Source organism: Limnothrix sp. FACHB-1083, from assembly GCF_014696485.1.
Taxonomy (GTDB): domain Bacteria; phylum Cyanobacteriota; class Cyanobacteriia; order CACIAM-69d; family CACIAM-69d; genus CACIAM-69d.
Window position 1 is genome coordinate 215,101 of the sequence record NZ_JACJQD010000006.1, and the last position, 20,136, is coordinate 235,236.

A 20,136-nucleotide genomic window follows, 5' to 3' on the forward strand; every position below is an offset into this window, starting at 1 on the left:
TCAGCCGGATTTTGGCAGCGCGGTTTCCGCAAAACCCGTGGCGATCGGGCGGTGGCCGAGCAGGGTCTTGAGCTGATTAGCCACCGATTGGCCAGCCGCCCCCGCGAGCAACCCGAAGTGATCGCTCGCAATGTCGTGGGTAGTGATGGGGGTTTGGAGCAGGGTTTGCCAGATGGCGGGGGAGTCGGCCAGGTCTACCTGAATGGCCGGTAGGGCGAGGGGATTGTCGGCCGCCGTGAAGCCCAAGGTGCTGCGGAACAGGGTGACCCGCGCCCGACAGGCAAAGGGTTCGGGGTGATAGGCGCTGAGGAGGCGATCATGCCGAGCGGCCAACCGCAGATTTTTGTCTAGGAGTCGCCGCAGTTGCTCTGGGCGCAGGGGAGAACAGGCCGCCAGGTGATCGGTCATCAGGCTGGCGTAGTCCGCTGGGGTGACGGTTTGGAAATCGTCGAGACTCAGGGGGCGAGAACCACGCCAGCGGTGAACCAGCAGGTTGGTGATCAACAGGGGAGCAAAGGCCGGATCAACGATCGCGGGGTGCTCCTTGATCGATCGCAAGTCTTCGGAACCGGGCGCATAGGTATCCAGCAGGATCAGATCGGTAACAGACTGGCCCCGCTGCTCCAGCAGGCGACACATTTCCACGGCCACCGTTCCACCGAATGAGTATCCCCCCAAGCGATAGTCGATCGCGGGGTGAAAGGTTTCAATCAGCGACAGGTAATGTGCGGCCATCGCCGTGATGCTCTCTTGGGGCACGGATTCATTGGCTTCAATGCCCATCAGGGGGAAATCTGGCCCCAGGGATTGGCTGAGGGACTGGAGCCAGTTGGTATCTCCCGGCGCACCGTGGATCCAGAAGGAAGCGGGCTGGGATCCTTGGTCGTGGAACACCATTAGGGGGCTGGCTCCGACGGGCGCGGCGGGCGCAGGCGGGGAGCCAAGGGCCGCTTGCAGTTGCGCCAGGGTGGGGTGCGCCAAGAACAAATTGGCGGGCAGCGATCGCCCCCATAGCCGTTCGAGGGATCGCCGCAAATCCGCTTGCACCAAGGAATCGACCCCCACAGTGCTCAGATCGGTATCTTCGGTGAGCAACGCCGGATCCAGGCCCAGGGTCTGGCTGAGAAGCGATCGAAGGGTGGCCATGGCAGTGGGAGCAGGCGTGGCCAAACCGGCGGGGGTCACCAGGCCAGCGGAAACGGCCGTGGAAACCGCTGCCGAGACCACCTCCGAAACCGCCTCCGAAACCGCTTCAGCCCCCGTTGCTGCAACCGCACTGGGCGATCGGGGAATCCAATGTCGGGTTTGGCTAAAGGGATAGCCGGGGAGGGAGACTTTTTGGGGAGGAATGGGGCGATCGCTGGCCTGGGCGATCGCGCTGAGTTCCGCCTGACCGGCTTGCCAGGCTTGGGCCAATTGCGCGAGGGGCGATGTTTCAATCAGCTCCCCGATCGGCCATTGCCCCTGTGCCAGCCAGGTTTGCATCTGCTCAAACAGGGTCGGGTAATCGGGGGCCACAAAGGCCACCCGCTGGGCCAAGGCCTCCCGGCCGGTTTGCAGCGTATGGGCAACATCGGCCAAAGCATAGCGCTCGCCTTCGGTTTGCAAGGCATCGCGCAGGGCCGCCACTGCAGTACGGAGGGCTTGGGGTGTTTTGGCAGACAGGGGAATCACTTCCGGCTGCGGCTCGGCCAGGGCCGGCGCGGGGGTGGCTACCGAATCCAAGACGCGCTCTAGCAACAGATGGCAATTGGCACCACCAAAGCCAAAGCTACTGACCCCAGCCCGCAACACGGCTTGCCCGGAGGGGTCGATCGCCGGTTCCCAGGGCTGCGGGGCGATCGGGATTTGGAACCCGCCACGCTCCAGGTGCAGCAACGGATTCAGGGATTGTTGATGGAGCGTGGGCGGAATTTGGCGGTGTTGCATCGCCAGCACCACCTTCAGCAGCCCCGCAATGCCGGAAGCCGGTTCCAGGTGGCCAATATTGGTTTTGACCGATCCCAACCAACGGCGGGGAACTGGTCGATCGGCTCCCTCGGGCGTGGTGGGGCCCGTTAGCCGACCAAAGGCCTCCGTAAGGGCATCCACCTCGATCGGGTCTCCCAGGGCCGTCCCCGTGCCGTGGGTTTCAATCAAGGTAATGGAAGCCGGATCCACCGCCGCCTGCTGATACACCTGGGCGATCAAATCAGCCTGGGCCTGAGGGTTCGGAGCCGTCAGGGACATGCCATGGCCACCATGGTTCACCCCAGAAGCCCGAATCACGCCGTAGATATGATCGCGATCGGCCCGAGCTTGGGCTAACGATTTGAGGCAGACCACGCCCACGCCTTCGCCCTTCACATAGCCATTGGCCCGCGCATCAAAGGTGTAGCAGCGTCCCTCCGGCGACAAAACCCCCATCCGCGCCGCCATCATCACGGCGGTGGGAGACAGGAGCAAATGCACACCCCCCGCGATCGCCAAGGGGGCCTCACCGGAGCGGATGGCCTGCACCGCCCGATGCACAGCCACCAGGGAGCTAGAGCAAGCGGTGTCAATAATTTCGCTGGGGCCGCGCAGATCCAGCAGATAGGACAGCCGGTTGGCAATCATGGCGTGGGCGTTACCCGTGGCCACTTGGGGGCCCGCGTCGGGGCCAAACCGCTCCACATATTCATTCATCTGCACCCCCACAAACACGGCGGTACGGCTGCCGGCCAGGGAAGAGGGCCGAATGCCCGCATCTTCCAAGGCGTGCCAGGCCTGCTGCAAAAACAGCCGATGTTGGGGATCCATCTGCTCCGCTTCCCGGGGAGAAATCCCAAAGAATAGCGGGTCGAAGGTGGCCACCTCCGTCAGAAACCCACCCCAGCGGGCAGCCTCTTCCCGGCCGGTCCCGGTCAGTTGGGCAGCACAGTCCCGCCAATCCCAACGCTCCGGCGGGGTTTCCACAATCAGATCCTTGCCCGCTGCCAGGTTTTGCCAAAAGTCCTGCAAGCTCGGAGAACCGGGAAACAGGCCGCTGATGCCAATGATGGCCACGCCGGAGTCTTGATCGGGCAAGGCCGACGCGACGGGCCCGGCGGGCGCTGGGGGCGTGGCGACCACGGCATTTTCATCACTCAGCGCCGCCCCATCAACCTCGGGGGGAACCAAAACCGCCGCGATCGCGCTGGCATAGTCTGTTTGCAGATGTTCAGCCAAGGCAGCCAAGGTTCCCACCCGGAAGAAGAGGGAAGGACTCAGATCGATCGCGTAGCGCCGGTTAATGCGCGTGGCAAATTCCCGCAGCAGCATCGAATCAAACCCGTATTCACTGAAGGGAGTCTGGGGCTGGAGTTTGTGGGGAGCGATCGCCAAAACAGCTCCCGCCATCTCGGCCAATTCTTGGGTTAATGGCTCGGTGATTAATGGGTTGGTGGTTAATGGCTCGGTGGTTAATGGCTCGGTGGTTAATGAATCGGTTAAATCACGGGTGACCCGAGCAACCGTGGGTGGGGCGATCGCCGGGGTCTTCTGCTCGGCGATCGTTGCCGCGATCGGGGGTGGTGTGGTCGCTGCCGGAACCACCCCGGGCAACCAAGGACGCAACAACCGTTCCAGGGCGGGCGGATCCCCATCGCAAATCACCACCCGGGTATGTTCCGAGGCCAATAACCCCGCCAAGACTTGCAGGGCAGCGGATGTTTGCAGGAGTCGCAGCCCCGTGGCCGCGAGATAGAGATCTTGGGACTGGGGATCGAGGGTCATGCCACCTTCGGCCCACAGGGGCCAAGCGATCGCCACGCCGCCGTTGGCCTCCGCGATCGCATCAAGATAGCGATTGGCGCAGGCATAGTTACAACTGCCCAAGTCCCCTGCCACCGCCGCCAGGGATGAAAACAGAATCCGTAACGAGAGCGACGACCAATCCAAAACGGTTTGGAGCACCTGAGTGCCCAGGATTTTGGGACGCAACGCCGCCGCAAACTCCGGCCAACTGAGGGATCCCAAGGCCGCCTGCCCCTGAAGACCCGCACAGTGAACCAAGCCCTCGATCGCCCCCCATTCCGTGGTCACATGGGCCACCATCACTTCCATGCTGATCAGATCCGTGAGATCCACCGCGTAGTAGCGTGCTTCACCGCCGGCCCGACGAATGGCGGCCAACTGCGCCTCGATCGCCGGAGACAGGGGCGATCGCCCGGTCAGCACCAATCGCGCTTGATGGTGTCTGGCTAAATACAGCGCCACCTGAGATCCCAGGGCCCCGGCCCCGCCGGTCACCAAAATGACGCTGCGAGGGCGCAAGGTCACCGCAGGCGTAGCGGTAGCCTCCCAGGCCACCCAGTCTTCGCCGTAGCGTTTCCCCAGACGATAGAGAATGTCCGCATCCATCCAGGGGGTCTGCACCTCATCGGTCAGAATCCCAGCCCAATCCTTGACCGCCGCTTCCACACGAATGGTGCGCAACCGCAGGCGAGCACAGGCGGCCGTGAGCGATCGCCGGAAGCCACCCACCGCCACACGGCCCGGCACATCGCCCCCCGCCCCGGAAAACACATAGTGAATATCCAAGGGTTCAGATTGGGTTTGCAGCAGGGCTTGACTGAGCAAGAACATGCGGTGCAAAGGCGTTTGCTGTAAATCCCGGTTCGATCGGGAATCCGCAGCCAACTCCGTGAGATCCCAGGCTTGGATCAGGCATTGCACAGGCGGACAGGCCGCCAACAGCCGGGTATAGTGCTCGGCCGCATGGGGATCGATCCGAAAATCCATGGGCAAGGGGTCGGCAGCCAACGGCTCAAAGGGCCCTGACCCTGGCAACACCCCAATCACCACCCGGGGAGCCAGGCGATCGCGCACCGCTTGCAACACCTCTGGATTGGGGGCAAAGAACAGCACCGCCGCCGCCGAGGCACAACGCTCCAGGGGGGCCGATCGCCAAATGGGATAGAACCGGTGGGGCGGTGGGGTCAAGGGCGCGGGAGTTGGCTCCGCTGGCAGGGCCAGCCAGTACCGTTCCGGCTCAAAGGAATAACCCGGCAGGGGCACAGGATTCCCCGATCCCTCCCAAGGGGGCAGCGGGCCGCCGGCCAACCAAGCTTGGGCCGCGGCGGGAAGGGCATTGGCAAGCGCACCGATCGACCATCGTTTCAGGGCTTGGATTGCCGCTGGCACCGAATCGGCCATGACCGCCGCCCGGCACTCCATGGGCACACGGCCCCGGTGGAGTGTGGCCGCCACATCCGCCAAGGCCAGCGTTGCACCATGGGTTTCCAGATACTGAGCCAGGTTCCGCACTTGTCGTTCCAAGGCGGCAGGATGACGGGCCGACAGGGGCAACAGCAAGGGAACCTGGGGCCGATCGCCCGAGGCAGGAGCCACGGTGGCAGGGGTTGGCTCATAGCTGGCCAAAATCACATGCACATTCGTGCCCCCTGCCCCAAAGGAACTGATGCCGGCCCGACGCTCACCCACCCAGGGCGATCGCGCCGTTTGCAACACAAAGGGACTGTGGCTGAAGTCCAGGACTGGGTTAGGCGGTGTGCAATGGAGCGTGGGCACGAGGGTTTGGTGACGCATCTGCAACGCCACTTTGATCACCCCCGCCACCCCCGCAGCGGCTTCCAAATGGCCAATGTTGGACTTCACCGATCCCAACGCACAGAAGTGCGATTGATCCGTGTAGCGGCGAAAGGCCTTGTCTAGGCCCCGCAATTCCAAAGGATCCCCCACGGTCGTTCCCGTGCCATGGGCTTCCAAATAGCTCAAGGTGGCCGGAGAAATGCCCGCATCCTGTAGGGCCAGCTCAATCAGTTCCGCTTGGGCCTCGGGATTGGGAACCGTGTAGCCCGTGGTCAGGCCATCTTGATTGATGGCACTACCGAGAATCACCGCCTCAATTCGATCGCCGTCGGCCTCCGCCAACGACAGGGGCTTCAGCAACACTGCTCCCACCCCTTCACCGGGCACAAACCCATTGGCCCCCTGGCCAAAGCTATGGCAGCGACCATCGGCCGCCAGGAAGCCCAAACCGCTCAGGGCAATGTATTTGGAAGGATGCAACAGCAGATTCACCCCGCCAGCGATCGCCACGGCACATTCACCCCGCCGCAAGGACTGGACAGCCAAGTGAATGGCCGCCAAGGACGAAGAGCAGGCCGTATCCACCGCCAAGCTGGGGCCCTTGCAATCCAAAAACCAGGACACCCGGTTGGCCACGGACCAATAGGAGGAGGATCCGAGAATTTGGTTACTGCGCAACCATTCTTGGGCCGAGAGCAACTGATAACTGCCCCAGGTGATGCCCACAAAAACACCCACCCGACGAGGGGAGCCATCGGCCGCCTGACGCAGGCGATCGGGGGTGTAGCCCGCATTTTCAAGGGTGTGCCAGGCGGTTTGCAGAAACAGCCGCTCTTGGGGATCCATGGAAACCGCTTCTCGGGGGGAGATCCGGAAAAACAGGGGATCGAATTGATCAACCCCATCCAGAAACCCACCCCAACGGCAGACGCATTGGCTGGCGTATTGGTCAGGATTCCAGCGGCTGGCGGGCACTTCGGTAATGCAATCTGCGCCCGCCGCCAGGTTGTCCCAAAAGTCCTCCAGGGTGTTGGCTCCGGGGAAGCGTCCGGCCATGCCAATGATGGCGATCGGTTCCTGGGGATTGAAGCGGCGCGATCGGGGGGTTTGGGCTAAATCTCCCGAGCGATCGGGCAGGGGTGGGGTGCAGGTTGGTTCCACCGCCGAGATTTCCGCCCCGGGGGATTGCTTCCCAGGAACCTCCACCAACCCCAAGGGGGACACCAGGGAATCGGTTGGTTTCGGTGTCGGTTCCGGTGTCGGTTGGGGTGCGGGTTCTGGGGGTTCCGCCGCTTGGTTCGATCGCAAATACGGGGTCAGGGCGGCCACGGTGGGATTTTCAAACAGCAGGGCTGAATTGAAAACCCGGTCTGAGGGCTGCTTTTGAATGGCTTCACCCAGGCGCGCCAATTGCAGCGAATCAAACCCCAATTCTCCCAGTCGGGCTTGGGGGTCAATTTCTTCGGGCCGCAACCCCAGCAGGTCAGAAATGATCGATCGCAAAACGGGCAGAGTATCCGGAGCCGCGGCCGGAGCCGCCTGGGGAGCCGCAGGCATCGGATTGGCGACCAGGGGCCGAGCTGCCTGAGCTGGTATTGCGGAGGGGGCTGGGGAGCTGCTTTGGCAGCGGCCTTGAAGAAACGCTTGGAATTTTTCCGGCTCCCCCGGGGCGATCGCCACTTGGGGATGGGGTTGGCGGATGGCCCAATGGATCAGTTCCAGTCCCTGGGCGGGGGTTAGGGGTTGCAGTCCCGCCATGTCCGCCATCCAAGCCTGGGAAACCTCTGTCAAGGCCATGCCGCCCCCTTGCCAGAAGGGCAGATTGAGGGTGCGACTCACGCCCGATCGCTGTTGCCGTTGCCGCTGGGTTTCCCGTTGCTGAATCCAAGCATCCAAGAACGCATTGGCGGCGGCATAATCGCCCTGGCCCGGGGCCCCCATCAGGGCACTGAGGGAAGACAGACACAGGAAAAAGTCCAGCGGATCCTGGCGCGTGAGGTAATCGAGATAAACGGTTCCTTGCACCTTGGGCCGCAAGACTCGCCCGAAGGTGGGCCGGTCTTTGTGGATCAGAAGCGCATCTTCGATCAGGCCGGCGGCATGGATCACGCCACGCAGGGGCCGGCCCGTTTGGCGAGCAGCGTTGACCACGGCGATCGCCCCGTCCCAGTCGCCCACATCGGCCGCCACGTAGGTGATTTGGGCCCCTTGGACCCGCCAGGCTTCCAGGCGCGTGGTTTTGCGATCGTCTAGGGGCGATCGACCCACCAGCACCAACGACACCGGAGCCGAGCCGATCGCGTCTTCCGCCAACTGTTGGCCAATGGCCCCCAAACCACCAGTGAGGATATAGCAGCCGCCCCCTTGCCAGAGGCCGGACGGGGCCGGGTTCCCTGGCGCGATCGCGGGATCCAATAACTGCCAGGTGCGCACCTGAGATCCCGTTGCTTGGAACTGAAGATGGTTCAGTTCTGGACGCTGCCACAGCAGGGCGATCGCTTGCAGCAGGTCTCGGGAAGGATGGTTCAGCTCCGTCACCCCCGACAGCACCGCCGGCCGCAATCGGGTGCTTTCCTGGCCCACGGCGGCACAGAAGGCCGCCGCCGCCGCCGTCCAGGGAGCGGCCGGATCATCTCCCAAATAAATCCAGGACACCGGGCTAGGGATGGTTTCGGACGATCGCAACAGGGCCCGGCATCCGTAGAACAGGGGATAGAGCGTTTGGGTCAGGCCCTGGCGGATCGCCTGCGGGGGCGCATCACCCGGGGCCGCCGTTGCCACCCCCCGGATCAACACATGGGTGGGCGCGAGGCCTTGATGGGCCAAGTGAGCCAGCAGTTCGCCAAAGTCCGATTCCCGCGAGCTGTTCAATCGGTAGCGATCGCCCGGTAGCGGTTCAAAGGCCAGGCCCGGGAGTACCTGAATCACCCGCTGGAACCGGCAGCAATCGGGATGGGCCTGCACCGCTGCGGCCATGGCTGCTCCCTCGGCTTCGGGGCCAATCCAGAGGAGCACTTCACCAACCACGGGAGCGGCCACAGTTCCCGGAGCGGCTTCCGGGGCGATCACCCGCCAATCGGGAATCAAAACCCCTACCGCTCCCTGGGACGAAGGCGGCTTTTTTGTCGAGGGTAAATCGGCAGAACGGGCTGGGGAACTCGCCGGGAGCGGCTCCACTCGGCCGGTGTTGAGCGAAGGGGTCAGGGGTTGGGCCGGCCGGGGAAACCAACAGGGGCGCAACTCAAACGGATAGGGCGGCAGGGTGACGCGGCGGGGTTTGGGCCCCAGCCACAGGGCTTCCCAATCCACCTCGGCCCCTTGAACCCAGGCGGTGGCCAGGGCAAGGGGGGAATCGGGCCGGGTGCGAATCACTCGATCGTCTGGCCCGCAACGCCCCACCAATCCTTGGGCGATCGGCCCGTCGGCCAAAAAGGCTTCCCATTGGCTCAACAGGTCATTGAGATTTTTGGCCACCACGGCCAAGCGATAGGGCAGGGCAACGCGCCCGGTTTGCAGCGTCCAAACCAGCGCCACCCAATCGATCGGGGCTTCCGTTGCGAAGAGTCCTGGGGCTGGGTTGGGGGTGGAGTCTGGCTGGGGGGAGTTTTGAGCTGGAATCAGCACCGATCGCAGTTGGCGCGCCCAAGCTGCGAGTCGTTCCCGATCGAGGGCCGAAACCGGCACCACGTATTCCTCCTCCGACACCCTCAGGCCGCCCGCAGTGACCGGGGCCACCGCTGGATTCAATGAATCAACGGCAGGGCGATCGAAGCCGTTGCGTTCAGTTTCCCCGTAATGCAAGTCTCCCGCACTCGATCCGTTGCGATCGATCCCTGGGCGATCCCACAGGGTTTGGGCCCTGGCCGGGTCGGGATTCGATCCCGATCGCCCCGATTCCGATCGATATTCCTCCACAATCAGGTGCGCATTCACCCCACCGGCCCCAAAGGAGCTGATACCCGCCCGCCGAGGCAGGCCGGGCCAAGCTTGCCAAGGCGTGGCCTGGGTTTGCACCCGCACCGGGGCTTGGTCAAAGGCAATATGGGGATTCGGATCGGTGGCATACAACGAGGGAGCCAACTGGCCATGGCGCATCTGGAGCAGCACTTTGGTGAGTCCCGCAATGCCCGCCGCCGCCTCCAGGTGGCCAATGTTGGCCTTCAACGACCCGATCGCACAGTAGGGCTGGTCATGGGTCCCGAGGGCTTCGGTTAGCCCCGCCACCTCGATCGGGTCTCCCAAGGTCGTGCCCGTGCCGTGGGCTTCGATGTAGGACAAGCTATGCGGATCCACCATTGCATCCTGAAGCGCCGATCGAATCACCGCCGCCTGGGCCGTGGGGTTGGGCACGGTGTAGCCCGACACCTTGCCGCCACTGTTGACCGCCGAACCACGAATGACTCCCCAGATTCGATCGCCATCCCGCTCTGCGTCGGCCAGGGGTTTGAGCACCACCACGCCCACCCCTTCGCCGGGAACCATGCCCGATGCCCCGGCCCCAAAGGGACGGCAAACCCCATCGTTCGCCAACATTTTCAGCCGATGCAGGGCCAGCAGATGCCGAGGATGCAAAATCAGATTCACCCCACCGGCCAAGGCCGCCCGGCATTCTCCCCGCCGCAGACTTTGCACCGCCAGATGAATGGCCACCAGGGAGGAGGAGCAAGCCGTATCCACGGCCAAGCTGGGGCCTTGGAAATTGCAAAAGTAGGAAAAGCGATTGGCGATCGAGGAAGGGGAAGCGCCGGTCAACACAAAATCGCCTTGCAGCGCAGCCTCGGCGGCCAGGAGCTGATATTCGCCATACATCACCCCCGCAAACACCCCAACGGCTCGCTGGGCGGCCGGATCGGGCGATCGCACCAGGGTACTGGGGGTTAAGCCCGCGTCTTCCAGCGCGGCCCAGGCCACTTCCATAAACAACCGCTCTTGGGGATCAATCCCGGCCGCTTCCACGGGCGAAATGCCAAAAAAGCGTGGGTCAAAGGTATCGATCGCCCCTAACCAGCCCGCCCGCCGCGCCGTGGGATGCCCGGTTAATTCAAATTCGGGCGACTCAAATTCACGACCGGGCGGCGGTTCACTAATCGCATCGCGTCCGGTGATCAGGGTTTCCCAAAAGGCCGCCAAGTCCGGACTGCCTGGGTAACGACCCGCTAACCCCACAATGGCGATCGCCCCATCATCCACAGCCAGGTTCGTCGAGGCCATCGATCGATCTTGACTAGGGCCCTGGCTCGATCGGCTCGTGGGCCCTGGGGCGATCGGCTCCGCAACCGGCTGGCCACCGCCCGCCAATTCCGGTGCGGGTGCGGTGGGGGTCAGCGATGTTGTTGGGGCTGAGATGGTTGAAGTTGAGACTGAGGCTGAAGTGGTCGATCGGGGCGCAGATGTCAGTGGTGATGGAACTGGTACTGGAACCGGTGCGGGCGGCAACCCTGGGGAGGGCGCTGACAGTTCCCCAGAAGACCCAGGGGCAGCCACAACCGACGGAGCCGCCGGCCGAGCCGCCGCCACCAAAGCAGCGATCGCCTCAGGCTTATTCGCCTCCAGCCATTGGGTCAACGCATCCAGCGAAGGGCATTGGAACAGCAGCGTTTGGGGCAGCAGGCCAAAGGTTTGCTCTAGGGCGCGAATCAACTCCAAGGTCACCAACGAGTCCACCCCGTAGGTCTCGAAGTTGGCTTGGCGCGATAGGGTTGTGCCCTCCAGGCGCAACACTTGCCCAAACACCTGCCGTAAATGGGCCAACACCACCGTTCGGGAATCCCCTTCGGCCAGGGTGGGAGCCGCCACCGCCGATGAGGGTGCAGCGGCCGGAGCCGATGGCGGAACCAGTCGATCGGGAACCATGGGGGCCCCTTGGGGAGCCGTCGCCACGGTGGGGCACTCAATCCAACCATCGCTCGCCCCCAGAATGATCGTCTCGATCGGCAAGCCCGCATCGGGCCGGGCAGGACTCGCCAGGTGAATGGATTGGAACCCGGCCGCCCGCAACAGGGCTTCCCACTGGGCGGGACTCAGGAGCGGCGCGTGGGGCAAGCGCCAATCACCATCCCCAAACAGCCACCAGCCCTCCGTGAGTCCAAAGGTCAAGGTAACAAAGTCTTGAACCCGGGTTCCTTCGTTGAGCACCAGCAGACCGTGGCGCTTCAGCAGCCGTTTCGCCTCGCGCACGGAAGCGGTCACACTCTCCGTGGCATGGAGCACATTGGCCGCCAACACCAGGTCATAGCTACCGGGTGCAAAGGACTGGGCCGCCACATCTTGGGCAATATTCAACACCCGAAATTCACAGAAGGAGCGGCCTTGGGCCAAGGTCTGCTGGGCTTGGTGTACCAGGGTGGGCGAAATATCGGTGAAGGTGTAATGAACGCTGGCGGCATGGGGATCCAAGGCTTTCAGCACCGCAAAACTGGTTCCCCCCGTGCCGCCACCAATCTCCAAAATGCGGAAGGGCCGTTGGGGCGTGGGCTGGGCGGCCACCACCGCCGCGGCCACGGTGGCGGCGGTCAAGTCGTTGTAGTAATCCATCAGGGGATTGCCGCGATAGATCCCTTCCACCTGGGCAGCGGATCCGCGAGGAAAGAGAATCTCGAGGGGATCGCAGGCCCCGCGCAGGATGTCGCCATAGCGTTCTAAGCAGCGATCGAGCAGGGTCAGACAAGGATCAATGCCCACGTAGCGCGATCGCAGTCGATCGGCTTCGGCGGAGCTGTTGGCAATCCGGCGATCCATCTCCGGCGTGAGGCACAGGGGCGTTAAGCCCAACCCATCACCCTGTTCCGCCAAAAATCCGGCCCGGATCAGCAAGTCATCCAAGGCCCAGAGCAGGCGTTCATAGCGGGGCTGCACCGCCAGTTGCGTCATCACCGATCGCACAGACCAGCGATCAGCCGCCGATCGCAGCACCCCCAGTTGGCGCAGGGTAGCCAGCAGTCGTCCATGGGCATGGGCCTCAAGCTGCTGGAAGGCCTCGATCGACTCAGGCGCGATCGGGCGTTCTTGCACAAACCGGGCCATGGCCTGGGCCGCCGCCGGGAGCATGGGCGGGGCGATCGCCCCTGCCGGTTCCGTGGTCCAGCCCGTTAGCTGCAACTGATCCAAAATTTCCGGCGCAACCAGCATGGGCAAACATTGGCGCACTTCCCAACGCAACAACCGCGCCAGGGTTTCCACCCCTTCGGCGGTGTTGATGCCCAAAATGCCCTGCTTTTCAATGCGTCGGCTATAGAACTCCGTGGCCACAATGCCCGTTTCGCGCCAGTAGCCCCAGTTAATGATCTGGATCCGCGGCCCCGTGGGCGGCAGCGCCAAGGCAAAGGCATCTTGGAAGGTGCAACCGGCCGCGTAGTTACTTTGCCCCGCATTCCCCATCAAGGCATTGGCTGACGAGAAAAAGATCAGAAAATCCAGGGGTTGTTGGCGAGTCAGTTCCACCAGCAGCCAACTGCCCGCCACCTTGGGAGCCAGGGCCGCTTGCAGGGCCGCCGGGGTCATGGTGCGCAGGCTGGCATCTTGCAACACCAGGGCGGAATGGATCACCCCTCGCAGGGGCCCCCAGGTTTGCTGAATCTCTTGGATCAGACCGGCCATGGCGACGGGATCCGCCACATCGACCGCTCGGTATTGGGCGATCGCCCCCAAAGCCGTGAGTTCCCGCAGTTGGGCAGCTCGCCCTTCGGTGAGAGGGCGGCGACCCGTCAAAATCAACTTGACTCCGGTGATTGCCGCCAGACATTTGGCCGCTTCGTAACCAATGCCGGTCATGCCACCCACGATTAGGTAGCAGCCGCCGGGATGAATCGGCAACGGCCGCGGATCTGGCGGCAAGGCCATGGGCTGAATCGCCCGCCGCAGCCGACGTGTTCCCCGATAGGCCAGCTCCAACCCCGGTTCCGCCGCTGGTTCCGTGGCAATTCGGCGGGCCAGATGGGCGAATGGGTTCGTTGGATCAGTGAAATCAAGGCGATCGATTGGCTCAACCAGCTCCAGATCCACCCGGCTGAGATCCAAGCAGGTCACCGCCAAATCCGTGAATTCCCGGGACAGGGCCTTGGTGAAGCCAATTACCGTGGCTTGCCAGGGCTGAATCGGCCCGACTCCCACGGCTTGGGCATCTTGGGTGATCACCCGCAGCCGCGCTCCCGATCGCCACAGTCGATGCCGATCGAGGCCTTGGATCAGATGAAACAGGCTGACCACCCCTTGATCTTGCAGGGCCGTCAGTTCCGCAAGGCTGGCGGGCGCGATCCGACTCCCCGCCGCCAGGAAATAGATCGTTTCCAAGGGGGGGAGTTGCGGCCAAATCGGCTCCCAATCGCTGGCCTCAGCGCCCACTTGCCAATGGTTCGGGCCCAGGGATTGGCGGGATCCTGCAAGCTGCACTTGATAGGTCGGAGCCGAGGGGTGCTGTGCTTGCAAGGCCGCTGCCAAGGGCCGATCGCCCGGTGCATACACCATTAACACCGCCCCGGATCCGGGAGCGATCGGCTCTGGCCAGGGAGTTTCTTGCCAAACGGGCCGGTAGCAGGGCACGGCTTCCACCGCACTGGCTGGGGCCGCCGGGGAACCGGCCAGGGCGATCGCCCCCTCTGAGCCGAGGGCCACAGGTGCGCCGTTGTGGGCAGGAACCGGCCCAGTTCCCACGGGCAGCCCCGATCGGGACAGGCCCTGACCATAGCCCCCCGGAACCAAAGGCGGAATTCCAGGATGGCCATTGGGCGATGTGCCCAGCAAGCTGCCTTCCGTGCGCAAGGGACGGAGGGTAAAGGTGTTAATGCGGATCAAGTCCTCGCCCGCCAGGTTTGTGATCCGTAAATCAAAGGAATATTCCGAGATGGGTGCTTGCGAAGGCCGCACATAAACCCAGCAATCCTCCGTGAGGGGTTGCAGGATTTGCAAGGTGGCGATCGAGGCCGGCAGTAGCAGGGGCAAATCCGCCGCCCGAGGAGCCAATAGGCCCATCACGCATTGCAACGCCCCATCCAGCAACGAGGGGTGCAGCGCCATCCGAGGCAACCAGGCCAATTCTGAGGCGGGCGCTTTCAGCTTGCCCAGGGCCTCAAAGGGGCCGGCCCACAATTGCTCAACGGTGCGATACAGCGGGCCATGAACCACATCGCGGCCATCCACCAGGTCGTAGAACGCCTTTTGCGTCCAAGCGCTGCCACAACGTCGTTGCACGGCATCGGGATCGAGTCTGGGGGTTTCCGAGGGCGATGGAGCGCTGGGGGTAGAGATCCAAACGGCGGTGGCACAGGGGCGATCGGGCGATGCCGTGACCCCGCTGGGATCCGGCTCCATGCTGGCTTGCAATTGCAGCAGCAACCGCGAGTCCTGGGTTTGCCATTGGGGAACCAACGCCATGCCCGCCTGCACCGGGTGCAACCAACCGATATCCCGCAGCTCCCCGATCGGATGGCCCGCCGCCTGGCCGGCTTCCAGCATCTGTTGCAAAATCGCCGCACCGGGTAAGACGGCGGTGCCCTGCACATGATGCTGACTCATCCAAAAGGTGAGATCGCGGGTGGGGGTTGGGGATAGGGCTGAGGGGGTGGGCTGGGGCGACCGTTGCACCCAGTAGCGGGTGCGATCGAACGGATAGCGCGGCAAATCCACCAACCGGCCCGGCTGCGGGTAAAGCGCCGTCAGATCCGACAGGGTTCCCGCCACAAACTCCGCCGCCAAAGACAACAGGAAGGGGCGATCGCTCCGGCCGCTTTGGAGCAGTTGAGCCACCTGATCCCGCTGGTTGTCGCTCAGTGCGCCATCGGGCGTGAGGATCGGATCGTCCGACGGGGTAATCAACCAGGACTGAGCTGGTGTGGCTTCCGGGGCGATCGCCCGAGGCGTAATTACCAACAGGGCCTGGTGAATCTGTCGCAGGTTGGCCAGTTGTTCATCCCAACTGCTGGCCACCCAAGCCGCCCGCACCGCCAAATGGCTGCGCTTGGTGGCCAGGGTCACGGCCAAATCCGCCAGGGGCAGCGGCTCTTGGCTGGTCAGGTGCTGGAGCAAATCCGCCACCCGTTGTCGCAATTGGGCCCGATCGCGCGCCGACAGCACCAACAGATATTCCGGGCGGGCGGGCAGGGCCGGCGCGGCCACCTCGGGAGCCGCCGCCAAAACCATGTGGCAGTTCGCCCCATTGGCCCCAAAGGAGCTGATGGCGGCTAGGCGCGGGGTCTGAGTCCAAGGGCTGCCGTAGGGATCCAACCGCAGGGGGCTGGCATCCAGTTGGATATGGCCATTCAGACCGGTGGAGAGGGGGCAAGGGGGCAATGATCGATGCTTCAGGGCCAACACCACCTTCAACAGGGACGCAATCCCGGCGGCGGTCAAGGAATGACCAATCACCCCTTTCACGGAGCCGATCGGGATGGAAGCGGGGGGCAGATCAGCGGCGCGGAGGGCATCGCTCAGGGCATGGAGTTCGATCGGATCGCCCAAGGGCGTGCCCGTGCCATGGGTTTCCACATAGCTGATCGATCGGGGATCCAGGCCAAACCGCTGATAGACCTCCTGAATGAGGGTGGTTTGGGCCGGGCCGCTGGGGGCCGTGAGGCTGCTGGTTTTGCCATCCTGATTGGTGCCTGACCCTTGAATCACCGCATGGATCCGATCGCCATCGGCCAAGGCCCGATCCAGGGGTTTCAAAATCACAACCCCCACCCCTTCGCTGATCACAATGCCATCGGCGCTGTGGTCAAAGGGTTTGCAGGTTCCCGTGGGCGACAGCATTCCCACCTTGCCCAGCAGCAGGTGCAGCCGAGGCGTGGCCAACACGCTCACCCCACCCGCAATCGCCAAGTCGCAATGGCCCTGCTCGATACTTTCGCAGGCGGTATGCACCGCAATTAGGGACGAAGAACAGGCCGAGTCGATCGCCAGGGTCGGCCCCTTCAGGTTCAACCAGTAGGCAATGCGTGCTGGCAACATGGCCCCCGCGTTACCCGTGAAGGTGTAGCCATCCACCGGTAGCCCCGATGCCAGCAACAGTTCCCAATAGTCGCCACTCGACGCGCCCACAAACACGCCCGTGCGGCTGCCATCCAAGCGCTGCTGCGGATAGCCCGCATCCTCCAGGGCGGCCCAGGTTTCCATCAGCAACAGGCGCTGCTGCGGATCCATAAACTCCGCTTCCCGGGGCGAAATTTGGAACAGGGCCGGATCAAACGCCCCCACGTCATCAAGGAAGCCCCCGTGGCGGCTGGGGGTTTTGTGGGGAGCCAGTCGATCGGGGTCATAGATGGCCCGCCAATCCCAGCGATCGGGCGGCACTTCACCCACCACCGGCTGGCCCCGTTGGATCACCTGCCAAAATTCCGCCAAATTCCGGGCCCCAGGAAACTGGCCGGCCATGCCAATGATCGCAATTTGCCGACCGGGGGGCTTGGTTCCAGGCGAGGACACCGGGGGCGTGGCCGCTTGGGGTAAGGGCGCGGCCTCGGGAGCGGGAGCCGTCCCGATCGGCGGTGCGGTGGGCCGTCGCCAATCGGGAAAGGCTTGCTCAATGTGGCGGGCCAATTGCTGCCCGGTGGGGTAGTTAAACAGATCCGTCGATCGCAACTCAATGGCTAATTCAGCATTAAGTAACTTGGCTAGCTCGATCGCCACGATCGAATCAACCCCCAAATCGGCAAAGGGACGCTTGGGATCTAGGCGATCGGCCGGCACATTCAGATAATTCGCCAACAATTCCACAACCCGTTGCTCACAGCGATCGGGGCCCCCCTGGGCCGAAACAGGCACGGCGGGCACGGGCTGGAAGGATGGCTGAGGCGCTTGATTGGCGAATTGATTGGCGCATGGGCCAGAGGCTGGGCTGGGTAATGGATCCGACACCTGATCAGTCACTCGATCGGGCGCAGGGGAAACCGCCTGGGCTGCAGACTGCGGACTACGTTGAGCCACAATCAAACTTTGCAGGTAAGTCTCGGGCGATTGGGGATGGCGCACCCCCAAGGTGCGCACCCGGGGAAAGCCTTGGGCCGCCAGGCAACGCCGCCAATTCAACGGGGTCAGCAACGGTGAGTGGGGAATGCGGTTGGGGGCATCCTCAAACAGCCACCAGCCCCGGGTTAAGCCAAAGGTGAGGGTTGCAAAAACCTCGAAGTGACAAACTTCGCTGAGAATCACCAACCCTCCAGGAGCCAGGAGCTGATGCACTTGGGCCAGGGTGTGATCAATGCGGCGCGTGGCATGGAGCACGTTGGCCGCGCAAATAATGGCAAATTGACCGGGGGCAAACCCTTGGCTGGCCAAATCCGCTTCGATGTCCAGCGGAGCATAGCGGGTGAAGGGATACTGCTCGCCCCAGCGATTGCGCCCCCGGTGGACAAAGGCCGGCGACAAATCCGTAAAGTGATAGGTCACCTGGGAGCCGAGGGGAGCCAAGGCTTGCAATACCCCAGCGGTGGTCGCGCCGGTTCCCGCACCAATTTCCAGAATTTGAATCGGTGCTGAGCCGGACTGGGCCACCCGATCGCGCACGGCCGTGGCCACCGCCGTGGCCACCAACCCGTTGAAGTGATCCGCAAGGGGAGTTTCACGGTTGATCGCTTCCACCCAGGGCAAAACCTCGGGGGTGTAGAGCAAATCCGTGACGGCCAAGCGCCCGGCCAACAAATCCGGGTAATGATTCAGGCACAGTTGCAGCAGATCGAGATAGGGGCGGCAGGCTGGGCATTGGCTGCGCAGTTCTGCCTCCAAGCGCGATCGGGTGGCGGCTACTTGGGAAGCGCAACCTTCGGGGCGATCGGGATTCAGCGCCAGTTCCCCCGCCACCTCCACCAGCCATCCGGTGTTTTGGAGAATCGCCAACAGGCCCGCAAACAGCAATTGATGGTCTGGGGAAAGCTGAATCAAGGACTGCAAAGCGGCGGGGGCGATCGGGCGGTGGGCTGCTCGCAAGGCCCCCGCTTGTTGGAAGGTGGCCAACAGGCCCAGCGCACCCAAATTATCCAGACGCTCAAACACCATTTCCCAACCGACGAGCGGGTCTCCCTGCTGGCTGGCTTGGGCCTCCACCCGGTGCAAGGTGCGATCAAGCCAATCCTCAATCGGTGGCTCCGGCGCGAGGGGAGTTGGTTTCGTGGGTTCGATCGGGGCCGCTGGGATCACCGGAGTGGCCAGGGTCGGAGCCACCGGGGGCGTGAGGGCGCAAATGTCTCGCTCAAAGGCGTAGGCGGGCAAGGAAATCCGCCGGCCGGGCGGCCCTTCCCAAACCTCAGACCAGGCGATCGCCGCCCCCGACAGAAACTCCCGGATCTGGGCCGCATGGGGCAAGGAGGCGGGCACGGCCGCCGGATCCCGCAGGGGCGAGGCCGTCACCAAATCCGCCGTCCACTGCACCACCAACACCGCCCGACAGTCGAAATGCTGCCGGCCAAAGGTCAGCGTCCAGGCCACATCCGCCAAGGAAGCGGCCGAATTACGATCGGCCCAGGCGGCCAATTGGGCCAAATTACGCTCCAGGGCCGGGCGCGATTGGGCCGACACCGGAATCACCCGCCAAGGCAAGCTAAACGAACTGGTGGGCAAGGGTTCCCGGGCCGGGCCCTCTTCAATCACCACATGGGCATTCGTGCCGCTGAAGCCAAAGGCACTCAAGGCCGCCCGCCGGGGACGATCGCCCTGGCGCGGCCAGGGCTGCGGCTGTGTGGGCACATAAAACGGAGATTGCTGCCAATCAAAGGCCGGATTGGGCGTTTGCAGATGTAATGAAGCGGGCAAGGCCTCATGCTTCAAGCTCAGGAGCACTTTGATGAAGCCCGCCATCCCTGCCGCTGCCATGGCATGGCCAATGTTGCCCTTCACCGAGCCGATCGCACAGAACTGCTTAGCATCGGTCCAATGCCGAAACGCCTTCGTGAGGGCTTGCAGCTCGATCGGGTCGCCCAGTTTTGTGCCCGTGCCATGGGCTTCCACATAGCTCAGGGTACTGGGGTCAATTTGCCCCTTGGTGTAGAGGGCCTGTTCCAATTCCGTTTGGGCTTGGACATTGGGAGCCGTAATCCCATTGGAGCGCCCATCCTGGTTCATGCCCGAAGCCCGAATCACCCCATAGATTGCGTCGCCGTCCCGTTGGGCCTCGCTGAGGCGCTTCAACATCACCACCCCGCAACCTTCGGCCGGCACAAACCCATTGGCCGCTTGGTCAAAGGGACGGCATTGATTCGTGGCCGACAGCATTCCGCTGTAGTCCAAAAATTGATGCACCCTGGGCGAGAGCAACAGCAGGGCCACCCCGCCCGCCAGGGCCAAATCACAATCCCCTTGCAGCAATCCCTGACAGGCCAAATGCAAGGCCACCAGGGAGGAAGAACAGGCGGTATCCACGGGGATCGCCGGGCCCTTGAGGTTGAGGTGATAGGCAATCCGCGCAGGCAAGATGGCCATGGAGGATCCCAAGGAAGCCATGGCGTTGGGTTCACGGTTGGCCGATCCGTTCTGGCCGTCCTGGCTATCGAGGCCATAGAAGTTGTGGGCGGCTCCCACGTAAACGCCACAGCGTGTGTCTGCAAGGGATTCGGGAGCATACCCAGCATCCTCGATCGCCTTCCAAGCCTCTTCTAGGAA

At 63.4% G+C, this 20,136-nt stretch carries 1 protein-coding gene (only partly in view); it reads right to left on the reverse strand.

From position 1 onward, the window contains the following. On the reverse strand, positions 1-20,136 hold the 3' portion of the coding sequence (locus H6F46_RS10080) for an SAM-dependent methyltransferase (RefSeq protein WP_190354652.1). Its footprint extends 8,874 nt past the window's final position; only the last 20,136 of its 29,010 coding nucleotides appear in the window; its start codon lies beyond the right edge, outside the window — the gene reads right to left on this strand; the stop codon is at positions 1-3.